The sequence below is a fragment of the Cryobacterium sp. Sr8 genome (genome assembly GCF_004403225.1).
GTDB classification, from domain to species: Bacteria; Actinomycetota; Actinomycetes; order Actinomycetales; family Microbacteriaceae; genus Cryobacterium; species Cryobacterium psychrotolerans.
The window spans coordinates 87533-108983 of sequence record NZ_SOHO01000065.1 but is presented as its reverse complement, the minus strand read 5'-3'; the positions used below and the strand labels follow the sequence as shown (position 1 = coordinate 108983).

The 21451-nt window shown below is 68.7% G+C and carries 22 protein-coding genes and 1 pseudogene; 3 read left to right on the top strand and 20 right to left on the bottom strand.

Features of this window, described 5'->3' with window-relative positions:
* Positions 1–22 precede the first annotated feature (22 nt).
* From E3T54_RS13490 to E3T54_RS13480, 3 genes are all read right to left on the bottom strand, one after another.
* A complete protein-coding gene (locus E3T54_RS13490; protein WP_241977232.1) occupies positions 23–982 on the bottom strand; it encodes an alpha-ketoacid dehydrogenase subunit beta in 960 nt (319 codons plus the stop codon).
* Between the two features lie 68 nt (positions 983–1050).
* A complete protein-coding gene (locus E3T54_RS13485) occupies positions 1051–2181 on the bottom strand; it encodes a thiamine pyrophosphate-dependent dehydrogenase E1 component subunit alpha (protein WP_241977227.1) in 1131 nt (376 codons plus the stop codon).
* A gap of 4 nt (positions 2182–2185) precedes the next feature.
* On the bottom strand, positions 2186–3292 hold the full coding sequence (locus E3T54_RS13480) for a histidinol-phosphate transaminase (RefSeq protein ID WP_174844424.1): 1107 nt from the start codon (positions 3290–3292) through the stop codon (positions 2186–2188).
* Positions 3293–3365: 73 nt separating this feature from the next.
* Here E3T54_RS13480 and E3T54_RS13475 point away from each other — a divergent pair, with 73 nt between their 5' ends.
* Complete coding sequence (locus E3T54_RS13475) at positions 3366–3758, top strand: phage holin family protein (protein WP_092322728.1); 393 nt, start codon at positions 3366–3368, stop codon at positions 3756–3758.
* On the opposite strand, the gene E3T54_RS13470 is transcribed toward E3T54_RS13475, so the two are convergent.
* Complete coding sequence (locus tag E3T54_RS13470) at positions 3742–5184, bottom strand: hypothetical protein (protein WP_134476135.1); 1443 nt, start codon at positions 5182–5184, stop codon at positions 3742–3744. The genes E3T54_RS13475 and E3T54_RS13470 overlap by 17 nt on opposite strands.
* 16 nt (positions 5185–5200) lie before the next feature.
* A complete protein-coding gene (locus E3T54_RS13465) occupies positions 5201–5500 on the bottom strand; it encodes a hypothetical protein (protein WP_092322725.1) in 300 nt (99 codons plus the stop codon).
* A 130-nt stretch (positions 5501–5630) separates the two neighbouring features.
* Here E3T54_RS13465 and E3T54_RS13460 point away from each other — a divergent pair, with 130 nt between their 5' ends.
* Positions 5631–6158: a low molecular weight protein-tyrosine-phosphatase gene (locus E3T54_RS13460; RefSeq protein ID WP_092322723.1), complete on the top strand. Its 528-nt coding sequence runs from the start codon at positions 5631–5633 to the stop codon at positions 6156–6158.
* Positions 6155–7537, top strand: a complete 1383-nt coding sequence (purB, locus tag E3T54_RS13455) for an adenylosuccinate lyase (RefSeq protein WP_134476133.1) — start codon at positions 6155–6157, stop codon at positions 7535–7537. Before E3T54_RS13460 ends, purB begins: the two co-directional genes overlap by 4 nt.
* 90 nt (positions 7538–7627) lie before the next feature.
* Here the strand turns inward: purB and E3T54_RS13450 are convergent, their stop codons facing one another.
* The 15 genes and pseudogenes from E3T54_RS13450 to E3T54_RS13380 form a co-directional block, all read right to left on the bottom strand.
* Complete coding sequence (locus tag E3T54_RS13450; protein ID WP_241977226.1) at positions 7628–7882, bottom strand: hypothetical protein; 255 nt, start codon at positions 7880–7882, stop codon at positions 7628–7630.
* A complete protein-coding gene (locus E3T54_RS13445) occupies positions 7879–8499 on the bottom strand; it encodes a hypothetical protein (RefSeq protein ID WP_241977225.1) in 621 nt (206 codons plus the stop codon). The genes E3T54_RS13450 and E3T54_RS13445 overlap by 4 nt, the downstream gene beginning before the upstream one ends.
* Positions 8500–8595: 96 nt before the next feature.
* Positions 8596–9969, bottom strand: a complete 1374-nt coding sequence (locus tag E3T54_RS13440; RefSeq protein WP_134476131.1) for an NAD(P)(+) transhydrogenase (Re/Si-specific) subunit beta — start codon at positions 9967–9969, stop codon at positions 8596–8598.
* Positions 9966–10274: an NAD(P) transhydrogenase subunit alpha gene (locus tag E3T54_RS13435; RefSeq protein ID WP_134476129.1), complete on the bottom strand. Its 309-nt coding sequence runs from the start codon at positions 10272–10274 to the stop codon at positions 9966–9968. The genes E3T54_RS13440 and E3T54_RS13435 overlap by 4 nt, the downstream gene beginning before the upstream one ends.
* Positions 10274–11422, bottom strand: a complete 1149-nt coding sequence (locus E3T54_RS13430) for a Re/Si-specific NAD(P)(+) transhydrogenase subunit alpha (RefSeq protein ID WP_092322716.1) — start codon at positions 11420–11422, stop codon at positions 10274–10276. The genes E3T54_RS13435 and E3T54_RS13430 overlap by 1 nt, the downstream gene beginning before the upstream one ends.
* Before the next feature lie 213 nt (positions 11423–11635).
* Positions 11636–13021: a replicative DNA helicase gene (gene dnaB / locus E3T54_RS13425; RefSeq protein WP_134476128.1), complete on the bottom strand. Its 1386-nt coding sequence runs from the start codon at positions 13019–13021 to the stop codon at positions 11636–11638.
* A 464-nt stretch (positions 13022–13485) separates the two neighbouring features.
* Complete coding sequence (gene rplI / locus E3T54_RS13420) at positions 13486–13935, bottom strand: 50S ribosomal protein L9 (RefSeq protein WP_092322713.1); 450 nt, start codon at positions 13933–13935, stop codon at positions 13486–13488.
* 9 nt (positions 13936–13944) lie between these two features.
* Positions 13945–14208: a 30S ribosomal protein S18 gene (gene rpsR / locus E3T54_RS13415; RefSeq protein WP_035835236.1), complete on the bottom strand. Its 264-nt coding sequence runs from the start codon at positions 14206–14208 to the stop codon at positions 13945–13947.
* Positions 14209–14261: 53 nt separating this feature from the next.
* Positions 14262–14765, bottom strand: a complete 504-nt coding sequence (locus E3T54_RS13410; RefSeq protein ID WP_092322711.1) for a single-stranded DNA-binding protein — start codon at positions 14763–14765, stop codon at positions 14262–14264.
* A 240-nt stretch (positions 14766–15005) separates the two neighbouring features.
* Positions 15006–15374: pseudogene (gene rpsF / locus E3T54_RS17410) on the bottom strand (30S ribosomal protein S6); the annotation flags it as partial.
* A 266-nt stretch (positions 15375–15640) separates the two neighbouring features.
* A complete protein-coding gene (locus E3T54_RS13400; RefSeq protein WP_134476124.1) occupies positions 15641–16639 on the bottom strand; it encodes a hypothetical protein in 999 nt (332 codons plus the stop codon).
* 247 nt (positions 16640–16886) lie between these two features.
* Positions 16887–18221: a sugar ABC transporter substrate-binding protein gene (locus E3T54_RS13395; protein WP_134476123.1), complete on the bottom strand. Its 1335-nt coding sequence runs from the start codon at positions 18219–18221 to the stop codon at positions 16887–16889.
* Between the two features lie 45 nt (positions 18222–18266).
* Positions 18267–19088 (bottom strand): carbohydrate ABC transporter permease, encoded by an 822-nt coding sequence (locus E3T54_RS13390; RefSeq protein WP_134476121.1) that lies wholly within the window; start codon positions 19086–19088, stop codon positions 18267–18269.
* 6 nt (positions 19089–19094) lie between these two features.
* The gene (locus E3T54_RS13385) at positions 19095–19991 is read right to left on the bottom strand and encodes a carbohydrate ABC transporter permease (protein ID WP_134476119.1); all 897 of its coding nucleotides are present in this window, start codon (positions 19989–19991) and stop codon (positions 19095–19097) included.
* A complete protein-coding gene (locus E3T54_RS13380) occupies positions 19981–21411 on the bottom strand; it encodes a CCA tRNA nucleotidyltransferase (RefSeq protein ID WP_134476118.1) in 1431 nt (476 codons plus the stop codon). Before E3T54_RS13380 ends, E3T54_RS13385 begins: the two co-directional genes overlap by 11 nt.
* Positions 21412–21451: the final 40 nt, after the last annotated feature.

The following is a 21451-nucleotide window of genomic DNA, read 5'->3' as shown; positions in this document are numbered from 1 at the left end:
CTTCCTTGAGACGAATCATGGGTCAGTAGGCGAGGGCGCGGTCGATGGCCTCGAGGACGCGGTCGGGGCTCGGCAGGAAGTGGGTCTCGACGGCCGCCGGCGGGAACGGGGTGTCGAAGGCCGAGACCCGCAGCACGGGGGCCTCGAGCGTGTAGAACGCCTTCTCGGCGACGGTCGCGGCGATTTCGGAGCCGACGCTGACGAAGCCGTGCGCCTCCTGGGCGACGACCAGGTGGGCCGTCTTCTCCACGGAGGCGAGGATCGGTCCGTAGTCGATCGGGGAGAGCGAGCGCAGGTCGACGACCTCGATGCTGATGCCCTCCGCCTGGGCGATGTCGGCGGCCTGCAGCAGCACGCTCACCATGGCGCCGTGGCCGACGACCGTGACATCCGTGCCGGTGCGCACGACGCGGCTCGCGTGCAGCGGGCTGCCGCTCTCACCGAACTGCACCTCGCCCTTGGGCCAGTACCGGCTCTTGGGCTCGAAAAAGATCACCGGGTCGTCGGAGGCGATGGCCTCCTGCATCATCCAGTAGGCGTCGTGCGGGTTCGACGGGCTGACCACGCGCAGGCCCGGCGTGTGCGCGAAGTACGCCTCCGGGCTCTCCTGGTGGTGCTCGATCGAACCGATGTGGCCGCCGTAGGGGATGCGGATGACGACGGGCATGACCAGCTGCCCCTCGTGGCGGTTCCGCATCCTGGCGAGCTGGCTGGTGATCTGGTCGAAGCCGGGGAAGACAAAACCGTCGAACTGGATCTCGCAGACCGGGCGGAAGCCGCGCATGGCCAGGCCGATCGCCGTGCCGATGATCCCGGATTCGGCCAGCGGGGTGTCCAGCACGCGCTTGTCGCCGAATTCGGCGAAGAGCCCCTCGGTCACGCGGAAGACGCCGCCGAGCGGGCCGATGTCCTCGCCCATCAGCAGCACCTTCGGGTCGGCCAGCATCGCCTGCCGGAGCCCGGCGTTCAGGGCCTTCGTCATGGGCAGGTTCGCGGATGCCGCGGGGGCGCCGTCGGTGACGGTCGGGCCGGTGGTCACCGTCTCGTCGTTCATGCCTGGCCCCCTTCGAAGGATGCCTCGTAGCGTTCGAGCCAGGTCTTCTGTTCAGTGATGAGCGGGTGGGGCTCGGCGTAGACGTTGTCGAAGATGATCGAGCGTTCCGGCGCGCGGATCTCCAGCGCCCGGCGGCGCACATCGGAGGCGTAGTCGGCGGCTTCCTCATCGACGGAGTCGAGGAACTCCTGCTCCACGCCGAGTCCCTGCAGATAGGTGCGGAACCGCGCGATCGGGTCGCGGGCGACCCACCGGGCCAGCTCGTCCGGGTCGCGGTACTTGGTTGGATCGTCGGCCGTGGTGTGGGCGCCGACCCGGTAGGTGAGAGCCTCGATCAGGGCCGGGCCGCGGCCGGCGCGCGCGTCGTCCATCGACTTGGCGGTCACGGCGTAGCTGGCGAGCACGTCGTTGCCGTCGACCTGGATTCCCGGGATGCCGAAGCCGCCCGCGCGGAGGTACAGAGGCGTGCGCGACTGGCGGGTGACCGGCACCGAGATGGCCCAGTGGTTGTTCTGCAGGAAGAACACCTGCGGGGTCTGGTAGCTGGCCGCGAAGACGAGCGCCTCGTTGGCGTCGCCCTGCGAGGACGCTCCGTCGCCGTAGTAGACGATCACGGCCTGGTCGGTCTCCGGGTTGCCGGTGGCCGTTGATCCGTCGAGCTGCATGCCCATCGCGTAGCCGGTGGCGTGCAGGGTCTGCGAGGCGAGGACGAGCGTGTAGAGGTGGAAGTTGCCGTGGTCCTCAGGGTTCCAGCCGCCGAGGGTGACACCGCGCAGCATCCGGAGGATGTCGACGGGGTCGAGCCCCCTGATCATGCCGACGACGTGTTCGCGGTAGGAGGGGAAGACGTGGTCTTGCGGCCTGGTCGCGTAGGCGGAGCCGACCTGGGCGGCCTCCTGGCCGTGGCTGGGCACCCACAGGGCCAGCTGGCCCTGGCGCTGCAGGTTGGCCGCTTCGGTGTCGAACTTCCGCACGACGACCATGTCGCGGTAGAACCGGCGGTGGTCGTCCTCGGTCAGCCGCTCGAGGTAGGGCAGGAACTCGGCCGCGGCGTCATTCGGCCGGAACACGCCCTCCGTGGAGAGCAGCTGCACGGTCGGAAGTGCGTCATTGGGGGTGGCTGCCACGGTTCTAACCTAACCGGCGGGCCGGGTTGCCCGTCGGTAGATTTCCGACAATGTCAGCCGCGATCCGTAGGAGTTCCTCCACAGCCGCTTCCTCGCCGATCGAGACCCGGATGCCGTCCGGCTGGAAGGCACGCACGACGAGGCCTGCGTCGAAGAGCCGGTCGGCGACCTCGGTCGTCTGCTCGCCGGTGGGCAGCCAGAGGAAGTTGCCCTGGGGGTTCGGGATGTTCCAGCCCTGCTCGCCGAGCGCCCGCCAGGCCGCGTCGCGGCGCTCGGCGATGACCGTGACCCGGGCGAGCAGCTCGCGTTCGACGTCGAGGGAGGCGATGGCGGCGGCGGCGGCCGGCCCGGTGACGGAGAGGGGGATCGCGGTCGAGCGGGCGGCGTCGAGGATCGGGACCGGGCCGAGGGCGTAGCCGACCCGGAGTCCGGCGAGCCCGTAGGCCTTGGAGAAGGTGCGCAGCACGACCAGGTTGGGGTACCGGGCGAGCAGCAGTTGCCCGTTGACCGCGTCGGGGGCGGTCACGAACTCGGCATAGGCCTCGTCGAGGATGACGAGGAGGTCCCGCGGAACGACGGCCATGAACGCGTCGAATTCCTCGGCCGTGACGATGGTGCCGGTCGGGTTGTTCGGGCTGCAGACGATGACGACTCGGGTGCGGTCGCTGATATTCGCCGCCATCTCCGGCAGGTCGTGGCCATGGTCGGCGCGGTTCGGGACCTGCACGCTGGTCGCCCCGCTGACCGTGACGAGGCCGGGGTAGGCCTCGAACGAGCGCCAGGAGTACAGCACCTCGTCGCCGGGTCCGGCCGCGGCGAGGATCAGCTGGGCCAGCAGCGCCACCGACCCGGAGCCGACGTGCACCTCGTCGGAGCCGACACCGAACTTGGCGGCGAGGCGTTCCCGGAGCGCCAGGGCGGAGGCATCCGGGTAGCGGTTGAACGCGGTGGCGGCGTTCACCGCCCGGATGACGCTGGGGAGCGGGTCGAACGGGTTCTCGTTGCTGGACAGCTTGAACGCCGACGCGTCGGCCGGTTTGCCCTGGCGGTAAGCAGGCAGGGCAACGATCTCGGGACGCAGACGGACTGATGGCAGGTCAGAGGGGCTCACTCGGCGAGTCTACGCCGCGGCATATTCACCTGACCGCATGCGCACGGCCCCGGTCCGGTGCCATAGTGGACGCATGGGCAGATTCCTGATCAAGCTGATCCTCAACACGGTCGCGCTGTGGCTGACAACCCTGATCGTCACCGGGGTGCATGTCGAGCCGTACGCGGACACGACCGTGGCAGCAGTCCTGACCTTCGCGCTGGTTGCCCTCATCTTCGGCCTCGTCAACACCGTCATCGGCACGCTCGTCCGCATCATCGCGTTGCCGCTGTACATCCTCACCCTGGGCCTGCTCGCGCTGATCGTGAACGGCCTGCTCCTGATGCTCGTCGCCTGGATCTCCGAGCTGATGGGCTTCGGCCTCGTCGTCGACGACTTCTGGTGGGGCGTGCTCGGCGCGCTCGTGCTCGGCATCATCAGCTGGCTGCTCGGGATTCTCGTGCGGCCGGTTACTGCGCGCCGCTAGAACCCGATCGGGTTCCCCGCCACCGGGAGGCGACGCCGGGGGCCGTACCCACGGTCGCCGCGAGCAGCGTGCGGAAGTCGGCCAGCGCCGGAGCCAGGGAGGCGTCGATCATGCGGGCGGTCTCCCGGTAGGTCACCAGTCCGTGAGCCGGTAGCGGCGAGGCGGGCACCGCCGCGTCGGCGTACAGCTCCCGGCTCACGGTGAGCCGGGCCGCGGCATCGCGGGCGGCGCCGCCGAGCGCGGGCACGAGATCCTCGGAGTGCTCCACCGCGATCACGGGCAGCCCGCCCGGCACCGGCACCTGGGCGACCGGTGCGCCGAAGGTGGCCACCGCGACGGTGTTGAATTCCCCCGCCGCGGCCAGCTGCGCCGCGACCAGGCCGCCCTGGGAGTGGCCGACCGGGATCACCGCGTCGGTGGGGCGGATGCCGGCCTCGTGCATGGCCTGGACGACCGCCCGGTACGAGCCCGCGCCCTGCTCGGCGACCGCGGTGATGTTGGAGGTCATGTCCCACGGTTCGCCGGCGGAGACCGGGCTCCACTCGGCCGTGCCGCCGATGTACACCAGCCAGGCGGCGTCCGCGGCGCCGCCGTACCGCTCGATGCGCACCTGCGGCCCGCCCGTTGAGACGCGGGGGATCCGGGCGGCGAGGTCCGCGAACCCGCCCGGCGGCCTGGCCGGTCGCGGCTTCCCGACGCGGGTGACCGTGACCGGCGTCTCCCGCAGCATCCCGATCGAACGCGCCACGGCGAGCGTGCCGGCCGCGGTCGTCGTCACCCCGAACAGCCCGGCCCCCTCGTCGCCGAGGGCGGCGGAGACCGGGAAGGGCACACCGACCGCGCCGGCCGCCACGTCATCGACCGAGGACACCAGCACCCGCACCAGGGCGACCACGGCCGGGTTCGCCAGCAGGCGGGGGTCACCGATCCACAGCCCGGCGACGTCCGGGCCCGGGCTCCGGGCGGTGCCGGGGGCGTCGCGCCGCAGCAGGCCCCCGAGCAGCCAGGCCACGGCGCCTGCCGTGGCGGCCGGGATCGCGGCGGCGAAGACCAGCGGAGCCAGCCGGCCCAGGCTGTGCCCGAGCCAGGCCCCCGTCATGCGGGCGAGCATCGCGGCGGTGCGATCGGCCTGCCCGTATGCCTCCGCGGCCACCACGAGCGATTCGGCCAGCTCCCCGCTGCGGGCTTCGACCGCGTCGATGGTTTGCCGGGCCGCGAACACCGCGAGGCCTGGGTCCTCGGCCGACCACGCCGGCGCCGGAAGGGCCTCCAGGGCACGGATGCGTTCCAGTCGAGCCTGCCAGTCCCTCGCGTCGGCCCGCAGGAGCGCCAGCCGCGCCGCCTGCGCCAGGAGCGCGTCGGTGGAGACCATCGTGGTGCCGCCGCCGGAGAGCACGAGCGCGCCGGGGTCGTCGTCTCCGTTCATTGCGCTGCCCGTCCGGTCATGGGGCCGTGAGCCTCGAAATGGACGCGTGCACGGCGTCGAGGGCGTCGTCGAGCTGCCGGCCGGCCCGGCACAGGTCGCCGGCCAGGTCGCCGAGGCGTGCCGCGTAGCCCCGATGCGCCGCCGACTGCCACGAGTCGCCCAGGTCGGCGGCGGCCACCGAGCCTGCTGCCAGGTGCACCTCGTCTCGGAGGTCGCGCAGCAGCATCCGTTGCTCGCGCAGCGCCCAGAGACGCTCGGCGTCCCGCTCGGCTGCCGTCGGGTCGCCGAACAGTCCCGCAGGCAGAAGACCCTCCACGGCACCTCCTCCATCGACTTTCCCGAGCCTGCCCGACCGCGCCCGCCCGCCCCCGGCCGCGCCCGGGTTTGTTCAGTGTTCACGAAAAGGGCGGGTGTGCAGGACAGGAAACGGGGTCCACAATGGGTGAATGAGTTTCGCCGCCCTCAACCCCGATGAGGCGACACCCTTCCGCATCATTTTCGTGTGCACCGGCAACATTTGCCGCTCGCCGATGGCGGAGGTGATGTTGCGCGACCTGATCACGCGCTCCGGGTTGAGTCGACTGATCACCACGAGTTCGGCCGGCACCGGGGACTGGCATGTGGGCGAGCAGGCCGACCGGCGCACGATCACCGCCCTCGCCAAACGCGGCTACGACGGCAGCCACCACCGTGCGCGCCAGTTCGACCCCACCTGGTTCACCGACCTCGACCTCGTCGTGGTGCTCGACCGCTCGCAGGAACGCATCCTGCGCAACTGGGCGGGCACGGAGCACGACCGCGGCAAGGTGCGCCTGCTGCTCAGTTTCGACCCGGATCAGGCCGTCCTCCAGGACGTTCCCGACCCGTATTACTCCGACGATGCTTTGTTTGACTCGGTTTTAGGCATGATTGACAGTGCGAACCAGGCGCTCTTCAAGCAGCTCGCACCCGCAATCAGACAGGGAGTCCGATGAGTCCACTACCCCCCCAGGTCCTCAGCCCGCTCGACGGCCGCTACCGCGCAGCCGTCACCGAACTGGGCGAGTACCTGTCAGAGGCGGGACTCAACCGCGCACGCGTGCAGGTCGAGGTCGAATGGCTGATCACGCTGACGGACCACAAGCTGTTCGGCTCCTCCCCGCTGGACGCGGAGCAGAAGGCAGCCCTGCGCCACATCGTCACCTCCTTCGGCCAGGCCGAAATCGACGAGCTCGCCGCGCTCGAGGCCACCACCCGGCATGACGTCAAGGCCGTCGAGTACCTCGTGCGCCGTCGCCTCGTCCCCCTCGGCCTGGAGCACATCAGCGAACTCACGCACTTCGCGGCCACCAGCGAAGACATCAACAACCTGGCCTACGCGCTGACGGTGCGCGCGGCCGTGGGCGATGTCTGGCTGCCCAAGCTTCGCGCCGTCATCGAGGCCCTGCGCGGCCGGGCCGTGGAATACCGCGCGGACGCCATGCTCGCCCGCACCCACGGCCAGCCGGCGACGCCGACGACCATGGGCAAGGAAATCGCCGTCTTCGTCTACCGCCTGGAGCGCATCGCCGGCCAGGTCGAGGGCAACGACTACCTCGGCAAGTTCAGCGGCGCCACCGGCACGTTCGCCGCCCACGTCGCGGCAGAGCCATCCGTCGACTGGCCGGCCATCTCACGGGAGTTCGTCGAGGGCCTCGGTCTCACCTGGAACCCGCTCACGACGCAGATTGAGTCCCACGACTGGCAGGCCGAGCTCTACACCAGGGTCTCGCACGCCAACCGGGTGCTGCACAACCTGGCCACGGACGTCTGGAGCTACATCTCGATCGGCTACTTCCGTCAGATCCCGCAGGCCGGGGCGACCGGCTCGTCGACGATGCCGCACAAGATCAACCCGATCCGGTTCGAGAACGCCGAGGCCAACCTGGAGCTCTCGAGCGCCATCCTGGACTCGCTCTCGGCCACGCTGGTCACCTCGCGCCTGCAGCGCGACCTGACCGACTCGACCACGCAACGCAACATCGGCGTCGGATTCGGCCACTCCCTGCTCGCCCTCGACAACATCCTGCGCGGCCTCGGCGAGATCGACATCGACCGAGTGCTGCTCGCGGCCGACCTCGATGCGAACTGGGAGATCCTGGGCGAAGCGATCCAGACCGTGATCCGCGCCGAGGTGACGGCCGGGCGCTCCACGATCGCGGACCCTTACGCGCTGCTCAAGGAGCTGACCCGCGGCAAGCGCATCGGGCAGGCCGACCTGGCCGCGTTCGTCTCGGGCCTCGAGATCGGCGACGCCGCCCGGGCGCGTCTGCTCGCCCTCACCCCGGCCGGCTACGTCGGGCTGGCCGATCCCCTGATCGACCACCTGCGCTAACCCCCGCTGTCCCCTCGCCGAACTGTGAGTTTGGCACCTTCGTTGCGCTCGGGAAGGTGCCAAACTCACAGTTCGGCGGATGGGGCGAGGTCACGCGCCGTGGTTCTGCTCGTCGAGGTCGGTCTTCTCGGCGTCGTTCGGCTTCATGTTCAGCGTGAACATGGCGACGGAGATGAGCACCACGATGAACGTGACGCCCAGGGAGATCACGGACAGCACGACCTGGCGCGTGCTCATCAGCACGACGAGTCCGACGACCAGTGCCAGCACTCCGGAGAATCCGATGAGCTCGGCCGGCTTCATCTTGTCGGATCGGCTGGGCTGGTGCGGGGTGTTCTGGGTCACGAAGGGTCCAAATCGTTGGGGACGGATGCCGGGGCCGGCTCATCGGTCGGCGCCCACTTGAGGGAGAGGCCGGCAATGACGAGGTACACGCCCAGGATGACAAGGTAGGCGCCGAACAGGCCGACCGCGACGACGGCGTTGGGTGGCAAGAGCAGGAAGGCGAGGGAGAGCCCCGCGGTCAGGCCGCCGACGAGCATCCAGTCCCGGGAGGATGCCGACCGCCCGCGCACGCGGACACCGCTGTACAGCTCGAGGAAGCCGGTCACTGCGGCCCAGACGCTGACCAGGTAGAGGAAGAAGCCGAGCCCGCCACCGTTCAGCGCGAGGGCGAGCGCTCCGGCAACGACGCCGACCGCGCCCTGCACCGCGAAGAGCATGCGTTCGCGGGGGTCGCCCAGCGTGCGCCAACTCAGTCCGGCCAGCAGCAGGCCGCCGGCGAGGGCGAACGCGCCGAAGACCAGGAGCCCGAACTGGGCGGCGTGATCGGCCGTGAAGGTGATGACCGCCGCCGGGATGAGGGCCAGGGCGGCACGAATGACGGGAACCGTCCAGTACCGCGCGCCGGACCGGACATCGAGCCGCGCACCAACGGTGCCGGCTGCCTGGGCTTTCGCCACGCGCACCTCTTTCGTTACGGAATCTCGTACCGGCCCAGTCTACGCGCGGGCGGTGCGGGCCCCGGAGCGGGCGGGCAAACGACAGAGGTCGCCCGGTCAGAGGGCGTTGACGGCCCCCAGCACCTTGGTCAGCGAATCCTTCGCGTCGCCGAAGAGCAGCGAGGTCTTCGGGTCGTAGAGCAACTCGTTCTCGATCCCGGCGAAGCCGGGGCGCATCGAGCGTTTCAGGAAGATGACCTGCCGCGCCTGCCCGACCTCGAGGATCGGCATCCCGTAGATGGGTGACCCGGGAGAGGACTTGGCCGCCGGGTTGACCACGTCGTTCGCACCGACGACGAGGGCGACATCCGCGTGCTTGAACTCCGGGTTGACCTCGGCCATCTCCTTGAGCGACTCGTACGGCACGTTCGCCTCGGCCAGCAGCACGTTCATGTGCCCCGGCATCCGGCCGGCGACGGGGTGGATAGCGAAGTCAACCTCGACCCCACGGGCGGCGAGGGTGGTGGCGAGTTCGGCGATGGTGTGCTGGCCCTGGGCGACGGCGAGCCCGTAGCCGGGCACGATCACGACCCGCTGGGCGTAGGCGAGGAGCACGGCGACGTCCTCCGGCCCTGACGAGCGCACCGGGCGGTCGCTCTGCGCGGTCGACCCGGCGGTCGATCCGCCGCGGAACGCCCCGAACATGATCCCGCTGACGCCGCGGCCCATGGCGGATGCCATCGCGCGGGTCAGGATCGTGCCGCTGGCGCCGACGAGGGTGCCGGCGACCACGAGCAGCAGGTTGCCGAGCACGATTCCGGATGCCGCGACCGCGAGCCCGGTGAAGGCGTTCAGCAGGGAGATGACGATGGGCACGTCGGCCCCGCCGACCGGCAGCACGAGCAGGAGCCCCGCGGCGAGGCCGAGCAGCAGCAGGGCGATCGCCCAGCCGGCCGACCCGGTGGCGATGACGAAGCCCCCGACGACGAGCGCTGCGATCAGCACGGCCGACATCACCCAGCGCATGCCCGGGAAGATGACCGGTCGCGTGGTGATGAGTTCCTGGAGCTTGGCCACCGTCACGGCGGAACCGGAGAAGGACACAGCGCCGACGAGCATCGTGAAGACCACGGCCACCCGCACCCAGGTGTCGGCGTTGTGTCCGAGTTCCAGCACGGCCACGAGCGCGGCCGCCCCGCCGCCGACGCCGTTGAAGAGGGCCACAAGCTGAGGCATTTGGGTCATTTGCACGCGCCGGGCGATCGGAGCGGCAATGGCCGAGCCGACGGCGATCGCCGCGAGGATGAGCGCAATGTTCTCGAGCCTCGACGACAGGAACACCGTCACGACGGCCAGCAGGGCCCCCGCGGCGCCGATCAGGTTGCCTCGCCGGGCGGTGCGCGGGGAGTTGAGTCCCTTGAGCGCCAGGATGAAGCAGACGGCCGCGATCAGGTAGAGGATCGCCGTCCATTCGGGAGACAGCAGGCTCATTTGGTGCCTTTCCCGGCGTCGGTCGTGGGCTTTCGGCCCCGGAACATCCCCAGCATCCGGTCGGTCACCACGAAGCCGCCGACGAGGTTGGCGGTGGCGAGCACGACGGCGACCAGGGCGACAACCAGCAGTCCGGGTTCGGTCGTCTGTCCGGCGACGATGATCGCGCCGATCAGGATGATCCCGTGGATCGCGTTGGCGCCGGACATCAGCGGGGTGTGCAGCGTGCTCGACACCTTCGAGACAACCTCGAAGCCGACGAAGACGGACAGCACGACCACGGTCAGGAGTGTGATCGGTTCCATTAGCGTTCTCCCTCCAGGGCGGTGGCCGTCGGCGCATGTGTGACCTTGCCGTCGTGGGTCAGACACGCACCGGCGAGAACCTCGTCAGTGAAATCGGGGGCGACGATGCCGTCGGCGGAGGTCATCAGCGCGAGCAGGTTGGCGACGTTCTTCGCGTACAGCCTGGAGGCGTCGGTGGGCATCGCGGATGGCGCGTCCTTCATGCCGACCAGGATCACCGCCCCGTCGCCCGCGGTCGTCGGGACCCCGACATCCTGCCCGGCGACCACGCCTTCGACGTTGCCGCCGGTTTCGGCGGCGAGGTCGATGACGACGGATCCGGCCCGCATGGCGGCGACCATGGCGCCGGTCACCAGCAGCGGGGCCGGCCGGCCCGGGATGGCCGCGGTGGTGATGAGCACGTCCGCGGCGGCGACGTACGGCGCGAGCAGTTCGCGCTGGCGCACCGACCGGTCTTCGCTGAGCTCGCGGGCGTAGCCGCCGGCTCCCTCGACCGCGTCGAGGTCCAGGTTGATGAAGGTGCCGCCCATCGACGTGACCTCGTCGGCGGAGGCGGGGCGGACGTCGTAGGCGGAGACGCGCGCGCCGAGGCGCTTGGCGGTGCCGATGGCCTGCAGGCCGGCGACGCCGGCGCCGAGCACGAGCACTCGGGCCGGCGGGATCGTGCCGGCCGCCGTCATGTAGAGCGGGAAGAACCGGGGAAAACGGATGGCCGCCTCGAGCACCGCGCGGTAGCCGGCGACCAGGGACTGGGAGCTGAGCGCGTCCATCGACTGGGCGCGGGAGATCCGCGGCACCAATTCGAGCGCGAAGGCGGTCACGCCTGCGGTGGCGAGGGCGGACACGGTGTCCAGCTCGGCGGCCGGCGAGGCCAGGCCGATCGTGATCGTGCCGCGGCTGAGGCCGGTCGCTTGTGCGGGCGTGAGCGGCCGCACGTGGCAGTAGACGTCGAGCCCGGCGGTGTCGAGTTGCGGCACGACGCGGGCGCCGGCATCCGTGTACGCAGAATCCGGGTAGCCGGCCGCGGTTCCGGCGCCGGCTTCGATCTGGATCTCGACCCCAAGGTCCTTCAGCTGGCCGACCGTCTCCGGTGTGGCCGCGACGCGACGCTCACCCTCACGGCTCTCTCGTGGCACTCCAACTTTCACGGTTTCCCCTTCGTTGCGGTACGTCGGGGCGGTCGCGACCGGTAGCGGACCCGACCACGTGCGCGACGGTGCTGCACTGGTCCTCGTAGCGTAGCGGGGGCGACGCCCGCGACACGGTTGCCATTCCGAGACCAGCGCCGATGATGACGACGTCACGTTCGATGGTGGCCATGGTTCCTCCTGCACTGTTTGCCAGCGCAGTACAGCGGCGGGCTACGCGCCGGGAACCATGTCCGCGAAGCGGGAGTAATGGCCGTGGAAGGCGACCGTGACCGTGCGCGTGGGGCCGTTGCGGTGCTTGGCCACGATCAGGTCGGCCTCGCCCGCGCGCGGGTTGTCTTTTTCGTAGGCACTCTCGCGGTGCAGCAGGATAACCATGTCGGCATCCTGCTCGAGGGAGCCGGACTCGCGGAGGTCGGAGATGGCCGGCATCTTGTCGGCGCGCTGCTCGGGGCCACGGTTGAGCTGCGAGAGCGCGATGACGGGGACCTGGAGTTCCTTGGCCAGCAGCTTGAGCGCCCGGGAGAACTCACTGACTTCCTGCTGGCGTGACTCGACGCGCTTTCCGGAGGTCATCAGCTGCAGGTAGTCGATGATGACCATCTTGAGCCCGACGCGCTGCTTGAGCCGACGGCACTTGGCGCGAATCTCCACGAGGGTCATGTTGGGGCTGTCGTCGATGTAGAGCGGGGCGTCGTTGATGCGGCCGCGGGTCTGGGCGATCGTCGTCCAGTCGCGGGCATCGACGGTTCCCTTACGCATGCTCTGCAGCGGCACGGATGCCTCCGCGGCGAGCAGGCGCATCGCGATCTCACTGCGTCCCATTTCGAGGGAGAAGAAGATGCTGGGCATGTCGTGGTGGATCGAGGCGGACCGGGCGAAGTCGAGCGCGAGCGTCGACTTTCCGAGCGCCGGCCGGGCCGCGACGATGATCAGCTGCCCGCCGTGGAACCCGTTGGTGAGCTCGTCGAGGTCGGCGAACCCGGTGGGGACGCCGCTCATCTGGCCGTCCTTGAGCTTGGCGGCCTCGATCTCGTCGATCGCGGCGGTGACCGCGTCGGTGAGGGGGACGTAGTCCTCGGTCTGGGTGCCGCCCGTGACGGAGTAGATCTCGGCCTGCGCGGTGTTGACCAGGTCGAGCACTTCGCCCTCGCCGGAGTAGCCCATCTGCGCGATCCGGGTGCCGGCCTCGACGAGGCGGCGGAGCAGCGCCCGTTCGGCGACGATTGTGGAGTAGAAGCCCGCGTTGGCCGCGGTGGGAACGAGGCTGGTGAGCGTGTGCAGGTACTCGGCGCCGCCGGCCCGGGAGAGTTCGCCGATCTTCGTGAGTTCGTCGGTGACGGTGATGACGTCGGTCGGTTCGCCGTGCGAGTAGAGCGAGAGGATCGCGTCGAAGATGATCTCGTGCTTGGGGATGTAGAAGTCCGTCGAGCGCACCGTCTCGACGACGTCGGCGACGGCGTCCTTGCTCAGCATCATGCCCCCGAGGGCGCTCTGTTCGGCGAGGAGGTCGTGCGGCGGGGTGCGCTCACGGTATTCGGTGGCACCGCGTGGATCTGCGTTGCGCTGGTCGGCCAGACCCAGGTGAGCGATCGACACTCCGCCTCCTTTTTGTGTATTTGTTACCGGTGTATCAGGACCCGCTGACAGTCGCGGCCCGACGCGCGCGCACTCCGGGAAACGCCGCGTTGCCAGACTAGGGATCGGCGTGCACCGGGCCAAACGGCCCTGTGGACAAGCCTGTGGATAATCTGCGCGAAACGCCGTGGGAGTTGTGCACAACCTGTGGACTGATCTGGGGATAACTTAAGAGCATTTCGTAATAAATGCCTTTTGACCAGCAAATAAAACTATTCACACCTGTGTGTAAATACTTGTCTAAAGTGCGCCTTGAACGTTGTGTGTGCTGGTGATTCCTGTGTATAAACGCCGCTATGAGTCGGCCCGAATTGACCCCCACACTGGGCGCGCTGGAGGCGTTGTCCAGGGGTAGCGGTGGACCTTAAACAGGTGTAGCGGCGAACCCCCGAGGGGATCCGCCGCTACGCCGCCGAGATCGTCGCTTACTTAGCGGCGACCACCAGCAGGGTGATGGTGGCGCTGAGCTCGTCACGGAGACGAACAGTCGCCGTGTGCTCACCGACCATCTTGATCGGGCTGAGCTCGATCTTGCGCTTGTCGATCGCACCGAGACCAGCAGCCGCGACTGCTTCGGCGACATCGGTGGTCTTGACGGAGCCGAAGAGGCGTCCGCCCTGGCCGGCCGTGACGACGAGCTTGACCTTGGTGTTCTCGAGGGCCGCCTTGAGGGCCTGCGCCTCTTCCAGGGTGGCGTGCTCGCGGGCTACGCGGGCTGCCTTGATCTGGTTGATCTGCTTCTCGCCACCGCGGGTCCACGCAACAGCGAAGCCCTGGGGAACGAGATAGTTGCGGGCGAAGCCGTTCTTAACTTCAACGACGTCGCCGGGTGCACCGAGTCCGGAGACCTCGTGCGTCAGAATCAATTTTGACATGAGGGCTCCTTACCTGCCTGAGCCCGCGTAGGGCAGCAAGGCCATTTCGCGGGCGTTCTTGACGGCACGGGCGATGAGGCGCTGCTCCTGGACGGAGACGCCGGTGATACGGCGGGCACGGATCTTTCCGCGCTCGGAGATGAACTTCCGGAGAGTGGGGACATCTTTGTAATCGATGACACCAACCCGGATCGACTTCGCGGGAGCGGCGTTCTTGCCACCCTTAGCTCCGCGAAGCGGCTTGCGGCGGTCGCCGCTCGACTTTCCAGCCATGATTTCCTAACTTTCTAAAAAGTGTGATTCAGCCAACAACCGTGAGGTTGGGCTTAGAAGGGAGTCTCGTCGCTGAAGTTTCCCGGGCTGTTCCAGACGTCTCCGCCTGAAGCTGCTGCCGGTGCGGCGGGAGCGCTGGCTGCCCAGGGCTCGTCGCCACCACTCGAGGCGGGTGCGCCGCCGCGAGATGAAGACTGCGCGCGGGTGAGCGAAGCGGTTGCGTAGCGCAGCGAAGGACCAATTTCGTCGATCTCGAGCTCCATGCTCGTGCGCTTCTCACCTTCCTTCGTCTCATACGAACGCTGCTTGAGACGCCCGGTAGCGATGACACGGGAACCCTTGGTCAATGATCCGGCGACGTGCTCAGCGAATTCACGCCAAACGCTCGCGCGCAGGAACAATGCGTCGCCATCTTTCCACTCGTTTGCTGCGCGATCGAAATTGCGCGGAGTGGATGCGATGGTGAAGTTGGCAACCGCCAGCCCGTTCTGCGTGTAACGCAGTTCCGGATCGCTGGTGAGGTTGCCCACCACGGTGATTACGGTCTCGCCGGCCACGGGCTACTTGTCGCTTGCCTTGTCGGCGTCAGCCTTGGCGGCTGCGGGCTTTGCTGCGGCAACCTTGGCGGCCGGAGCGGCAACCTTGGCGTCGGCCTTCGCTTCGGTCTTGGCCTCGGCCTTGACCTCTGCCTTGACCTCTGCCTTGGCCGGAGCCTCGGTAGCGTCGGCCTTGGCTGCAGCAGGCTTGACCGCTGCGGCAACCTTGGCGGCCGGGGCGGCAGCCGCGGCTTCAGCCTTGGCGGCAATCACCTTGGGGTTGGCAGCCTTGCGGGCGGCCTTCTCTGCGGCGAGCTTGGTCGCAACGACGACCTGGGCAATGCCCTCTTCGGCGCGGAGAACCTTGGTGCGCATGACTGCTTCGGAAAGCTTCAGCTGACGGTCGAGCTCGGCCGTTGCGGATGCGTTCGCGGTGAAATCGACGACGGCGTAGATGCCTTCGGACTTCTTGTTGATCTCGTACGCGAGACGACGACGACCCCAAACATCAACCTTGTCAATGGTTCCACCATCGTTGCGAACAACGTTGAGGAACTTGTCAAGGCTGGGAGCTACGGTGCGCTCATCGATCTCGGGATCGAGGATAACCATCAATTCGTACTGGTGCATGACTAACCCACCTCCTTCGGACTAAACGGCTGCAGAATCTCTGCAACAGGAGGGTTGTGACATGTGTTGAACGCGGAGGCCGGGAATCCGGCGCACAGACAACCTGCCCAGACTACCGGATGCGGCGGCCCTCCGCCACCACGCCCGTCCTTCGTCCGGCCCGCCGGGCGCGCTCCTTCCGCCGAGAGTCGCCGATTCTGCCGAGAGTCGCCATTGCACCGGCGATTCTCGGCGCAAACGGCGACTCTCGGCTGCACAAGCGCTGCTCATCGCTCGGGGCGCAATCCCGCACCGAGCAGCAGCGCGCGCAATCGGTCGGCGCGCAGCGCGACGTCCCAGGTCCATCGGGCCATCCCGTTGCCCTGGGCCCGAAGGCGGTCTTCCCGGATCTTTTCGGCCCAGACGATCTGCTCGATCGACCTGCCTGCAGTGAACTGGCTGCGAGTGTATTTCACTTGTCCGTCGAACTCGCCCACGAGACTGAGAGTGCGCGATTCCTGCGTCTGTCTCCAGCGGTAGTCGACAATGTCCCTCTGGCCCTCGGTGGCGATGAAGACCACCTGCAGCTCCGGCGCGGGGAATCCGCACAGGTGGATCTGGCCGCGACTCAGGGACTCCCCGGGGGAACCCGAGCGGACGGCGCTGAAGAGAGCAGCCTTCAGCGCCGTCCGGGCGCCGCGCCTCCGGCCCTCGCTGGCCAGGCGCTCCAGCACTTCCTCCCGGCTGACTCCGCCGACCGGCCGGCCCATGGCCGTGACCAGCGTGCGGCCCGTGCCATGGTCGAGGGTCGCGACTGCCGAGAGGAACGATGTCGTGCAGGCGAGGTCAACGAGGGTTCGAATGAGACTCGTCACGAGCATCCCGTCGACCTCGACGACGTCGTCGTCGCGGAGGCGATCGTGATGCCAGATCACCCCGTTCTTAGAGTGCGCTCCTGCGCGTCCGGCAGCCATGAGGTGCACAGGACCAGGCCACCGGCCGATGATTGGCAGCCCCCAGGTGACCGCGGCCGACTGGTGTGAGAACACCGGCACCGATTTGCGAGTGGCCGCAACCGCACGGATACGAAGCAGGTACCTGGCGTCGTCGGCGACATCGACCCAGTTTCCCGCGTCCACAACGACGCCGCGGCGGAGACGGATCGACTCACCCGAGGCGACCGACCGCTGGAGGCGGCGCCCGTCCGCGCCGACTCGGGCGAGGTCACGGGTAAGGCGCAGCGGCCGCCAGCCGGCCAGGGGGTCACGTGTTGGGTTTGCGCTCATGCCACCATGCTCGGGCCGAGGGGGGCCGATGCGTGGCGTGCGCACCGCTCTGTGGACAACGTCGTCCGACTGCCCCCGGTGGAGAAGGTCCCTGTGCCCGCGAGTGTCGCCGTTTCTGCCGAGAGTCGCCGCTGGAACGGAGACTCTCGGCAGAAACGGCGACTCTCGGCGAAAGGAGGGCGGGGGGCGGGGCGGCGGGGGGGGGCGGGGCGGGGCGGGGCGGGGCGGGGCGGGGCGGGGGCGGGGGCTACTTCGCTACGGCGGCGTTCGCCGCGTCCTGGGCGGCGCGCACGCCCTCGGCCACGGGGGTGCGCCCGAGGAAGACCTCCTGCAGGAGTGGCCGCATCGCGTTGTCGGCGGCGGGCCAGCCGGATCCCTTCGGCGCCGGGGCCGTGCCGTTCTCGAGCACGTCGTAGAACGGGCTGATGTCGACGTCCAGCGACGCCCAGTAGTCCGAGTAGTCCTGCTGCGCGGCGAGCACTGCCGGCGAGGCCGAACCGCCGGCGCCGATGAAGCTCGACCCCTTCGCGCTGCCCAGCCAGGCCAGCACGCGCTTCACCTCGGCGGGATGCTCGGACGCCGTGCTGCCCGCGGCGACGATGCCGTCGACGCCGCTGATGGCGCCGGCCGGTCCGGCCGGAAGCCGCGCGACCCCCCAGTCGAAGTCGGCGCCCTCGTTGACGTTGGCCAGGTTGTACACCCCGCTCTGGAACAACGCCATCTTGCCCTGCAGGAACTGGTCTCGGCTGAAGTCACCGTTCGTGTTGGTATCCGCGGCGGACGGCGACACGTGGTGCTTATTGATCAGGTCGACCATGTACTGGAAGGCCTCAACGCCCTTCGGCGACGCGAACGCGTACTCCTCGCCGTCCTGGAACTCCGCGCCGTTCGAGGCCAGGTAGTTCAGCAGGATCGCCTGCACGTCGTAGGCCGAGTTGTAGCCGAACTGGGCCAGGCTGCTTCCGTCGAAGCCGGCGCTGTCGGCCGTCTGCCCGGCGGTGTCCCGGGTCAGCCTCTCCAGCAGGGGCAGGAGTGTGTCATCGGCGCCGGTCGGGTCCCAGCGCAGGCCGTCGAGGTCCGCCGCGGTGAGGCCGGCATCGGCGAGCAGTTCGGCGTTGTAATAGACAGCGATGCCGGGGTCGGCCAGCTGCGGCACTCCCCAGAGCACCCCGTCGCGCGTGTACTGGTCGACCACGGCCGGCGCCCACGCGGACGAGGCATCCCGCCCCAGCGTCTTGTCGATGTCGAGCAGCGCGCCCGCGTCGGCGTAGACGGGGTAGTTGCCGCCGTCGACCCAGAAGATGTCGTCGACACTCTGGCCCGCGACATCCGTGCGCAGTTTCTCCCAGTAGTCCGCCCAGGGGATGACGCTCAACTCGACGTTGACGTCGGGGTTGTCCTTCTCGAATTCGGCGAAGGATGCTTCATAGGCCTTGGCGACCTGGTCGTCCCAGAGCCGCACGGTGACGGTGGTCTGGTCGGCCGGGCCCTGGCCCGACACGGTCAGCGCGGTGACGACCCCGGCGATGACGAGAACGACGGCCGCGGCACCCGCGGCGAGAACTGTTGAACGCTTGGGCATGGTTTCCTCTGCTGCTCCGGCGAACGGCCGGGAATTCCTCTCAGATTACTTCAACCCGGAGAAGGTAATGGAACGCACGAACTGCCGCTGGAAGACGAGGAAGAGCACGAGCAGCGGCACCAGGGCGAGCGTCGTCGCCGCCATCACGAGAGTCCAATTGCCGTTGAACTGGCTTTGCAGGGATGCCGTCGCCACCGTGACAACGCGCCATTCGCTGCCGCTGGTGACCACGAGCGGCCACATGAAACTGTTCCAGTGGCTCACGATCGTGATGAGTGTCAGGGTGGCGATGATCGGCCGGGACAGCGGCACGACGATTTCGACCAGCACGTCGAGGGTGCTGGCGCCGTCGAGCCGGGCCGCGTCAATCAGTTCCTGGGGGATGCCGCGGAAATACTCGCGGAGCAGGAAGATCGCGTACGGCGACGCGAACGCGAACGGCAGCACGAGGCTCCAGAAGCTGTTGCGCAGCCCGGCCTCGGTCATCATCAGGTAGAGCGGCACCACGAGCACCACCGGCGGAATCATCAGCGTCGACAGGTAGACCCAGAACAGCGCGTTGCGGCCGGGGAAGTCGACGCGCGCGAACGCGTAGGCGGCCAGGATCGACGAGATCAGTTGGCCGATCAGGATGAGTGTGGCCGCGAGCAGGGTGACCAGGATGGCGCGGCCGAACTGCGCGGGACCGGTGATGAGCGCCACGATGTTATCGAGCGTGAACGGGTCCGGCCAGGCGAGCGCCGACTCCCGGGCGAACTGTTGCCTCGGCTTGAACGCGGTCAGGACGCTCAGCAGGAACGGTGCCAGGGTGAAAACGGCCCCGGCCACGAGCACGTGGTAGACGGCGGTCGGCCGGGTCCAGCGCATCAGGACTCACTCCATCTCATAGGTGACCCTCCGCCGGAAGTAGAGCTGCTGGGCGAGCGTGATCGTGACCAGGATGACGAGGAGAACGACCGCCATCACCGCCGCGCGGCCCAGGTCGAACGCGCTGAAGGCCTCATAGTAGATGCGCGCCGCGACGACGTCGGTCGTGCGGGCGGGACCGCCCTGGGTCAGCGCGTACACCTGGTCGAAGACCTGGAACGCCGAGATGACGGTCGTCACCAGCACAAAGAACATCGTCGGCCGGAGCAGGGGCAGTTTGATCTGCCAGAACAGCGACATGCCGCCGGCCCCGTCGATCCTGGCCGCCTCGAGGACCTGGTCCGGGATGTTCAGCAGCCCGGCCATGAAGAAGAGCGTCACGTAGCCGACGTTGGTCCAGATCACGACGGCGGCCACCGACGGCAGCGCGAGCGAGGGGTCGCTCAGCCATTCGATCCGCTGGCCGATCAGCGTGTTCAGCGCCCCGTCGGTCGGCGCGAGGATCCATTTCCAGACGACGCCCAGGGCGAGCGGGGCGGCGATCCACGGAAGCACGTAGATGGTGCGGAACCAGGCGGAGCCCGGCAGCCCGCGGGTCAGGAAGGTTGCCGCCCACAGGCCGATGGCGGTCTGGATCGGCACCACCAGCGCCACGAAGACCAGCGTGACCAGGAGCGAATTGCCGAACACGCCGTCGGTGAGCACCGACCGGTAGTTGTCGAGGCCGACGTAGGAGATCGGCCCGATCAGGTCCCAGCTCTGGAAGCTGAGCCAGACGACGACGAGCACCGGCAGCAGCAGGAAGCAGACGACACCGAAGAGGCTCGGCGCCAGCAACGAGTACCCGGTGAGGGCGTTGCGCCGTCGGATCGCGCCACGACGGGCGACACCGCTACCGGCCACGCCCCGCCCACCAGGCCTGCAACCGCCGGGTTGCCTCTTCCTCGCCCAGCGGCCCGTCGTCGAGACGCTGCTCGAGCAGGTACCGGTAGGCCTCGCCCACCTCGCGTCCGGGCTTCACGCCGAGGATGGCCATGATCTGCTCGCCGTCGAGATCGGGGCGAACCGCCGCCATCTCCTCCTGCTCGGCCAGCTCGGCCACCCGCTGCTCGAGGTCGTCGTAGGCGAAGCCGAGCCGGTCGGCCTTGCGGCGGTTGCGCGTGGTCACGTCCGCCCGGGTCAGGATGTGCAGGCGCTCGAGCTGGTCGCCGGCGTCGCGCACGTAGCGGCGCACGGCCGAGTCGGTCCAGGCGCCCTCGGTGTAGCCGAAGAAACGCAGGTGGAGCTCGACCAGCCGCCCCACGGCGTTGATCGTCTCATTGTCGAAACGCAGGGCGCGCAGGCGCTTCTTCGCCAGCTTCGAACCGACCACGTCGTGGTGGTAGAAACTGACCACCCCGCCCGGCTCGAGCCGCCGCGTGGCCGGCTTGCCGATGTCATGAAGCAGGGCGGCCAGGCGCACGACCAGGTCGGGCGCGGGCAGGTTGCCGCGCTCCCGTTCGTAATCGATGGCCTGCTCAAGCACGGTCAACGTGTGCTGGTAGACATCCTTGTGGTGGTGGTGTTCGTCGACCTCGAGCCGGAGGGCCGGAATTTCGGGCAGCACGATCTCGGCCAGCCCGGATTCCACCAGAATTTCGATCCCGGACCGCGGACGGTCGGCTTTCAGCAGCTTCGACAGCTCCTCGCCGACGCGCTCGGCCGAGATGATCCGGATGCTGTCCGCCATGGCCGTCATCGCGGCCCTGGTGTCCGGGTCGAGGGTGAACCCGAGCTGAGCGCTCAACCGGGCGGCCCGCATCATTCGCAGCGGGTCGTCACCGAAAGACACCTCCGGCGCGGCGGGGGTGCGCAGGATCCCGGCGAGCATGTCGTCGATGCCGCCGGAGGGGTCGACGAGTTTCACCTCGGGCAGCCGCAGGGCGAGCGCGTTCACGGTGAAGTCGCGCCGCACGAGGTCGTCTTCGAGGCTCGCGCCGAAGACCACGTCCGGCCGCCGCGTCTGCCCGTTGTAGCTGTCGGCGCGATAGGTCGTGATCTCGACCGTGTCGTCGCCGACCTTTGCCCCGATGGTGCCGAACGCACGACCGATGTCCCAATGCGCGTCGGCGAGGGGCTTCACGATCTTCAGGATCTGGTCCGGAGAGGCATCCGTCGTGAAGTCGAGGTCGTTGGTGACTCGATCGAGGAAGGCGTCGCGCACCGGTCCGCCGACGAGGGCAAGCTCGTGCCCCGCGGCGGCGAATGCGTTCGCCAGTCGGGACACCGTGGGGGAGGCAGCCAGGTCGCCCAGCCGCGCGAGGGCTGCCGCGACGCTCTGCATCTCCCCATGTTAGTTGCTGGGGGGAGCGACTGGCTGCCCG

What these genes read in the sequence shown, in the direction of transcription:
- E3T54_RS13490 (WP_241977232.1), bottom strand. Translation starts at nt 982, where the DNA reads ATGACGAAGGCCCTGAACGCCGGGCTCCGGCAGGCGATGCTGGCCGAC.
- E3T54_RS13475 (WP_092322728.1), top strand. Translation starts at nt 3,366, where the DNA reads ATGGGCAGATTCCTGATCAAGCTGATCCTCAACACGGTCGCGCTGTGG.
- E3T54_RS13470 (WP_134476135.1), bottom strand. Translation starts at nt 5,184, where the DNA reads ATGAACGGAGACGACGACCCCGGCGCGCTCGTGCTCTCCGGCGGCGGC.
- E3T54_RS13460 (WP_092322723.1), top strand. Translation starts at nt 5,631, where the DNA reads ATGAGTTTCGCCGCCCTCAACCCCGATGAGGCGACACCCTTCCGCATC.
- purB (WP_134476133.1), top strand. Translation starts at nt 6,155, where the DNA reads ATGAGTCCACTACCCCCCCAGGTCCTCAGCCCGCTCGACGGCCGCTAC.
- E3T54_RS13440 (WP_134476131.1), bottom strand. Translation starts at nt 9,969, where the DNA reads ATGAGCCTGCTGTCTCCCGAATGGACGGCGATCCTCTACCTGATCGCG.
- E3T54_RS13435 (WP_134476129.1), bottom strand. Translation starts at nt 10,274, where the DNA reads ATGGAACCGATCACACTCCTGACCGTGGTCGTGCTGTCCGTCTTCGTC.
- rplI (WP_092322713.1), bottom strand. Translation starts at nt 13,935, where the DNA reads ATGTCAAAATTGATTCTGACGCACGAGGTCTCCGGACTCGGTGCACCC.
- rpsR (WP_035835236.1), bottom strand. Translation starts at nt 14,208, where the DNA reads ATGGCTGGAAAGTCGAGCGGCGACCGCCGCAAGCCGCTTCGCGGAGCT.
- E3T54_RS13400 (WP_134476124.1), bottom strand. Translation starts at nt 16,639, where the DNA reads ATGAGCGCAAACCCAACACGTGACCCCCTGGCCGGCTGGCGGCCGCTG.
- E3T54_RS13395 (WP_134476123.1), bottom strand. Translation starts at nt 18,221, where the DNA reads ATGCCCAAGCGTTCAACAGTTCTCGCCGCGGGTGCCGCGGCCGTCGTT.
- E3T54_RS13390 (WP_134476121.1), bottom strand. Translation starts at nt 19,088, where the DNA reads ATGCGCTGGACCCGGCCGACCGCCGTCTACCACGTGCTCGTGGCCGGG.
- E3T54_RS13380 (WP_134476118.1), bottom strand. Translation starts at nt 21,411, where the DNA reads ATGCAGAGCGTCGCGGCAGCCCTCGCGCGGCTGGGCGACCTGGCTGCC.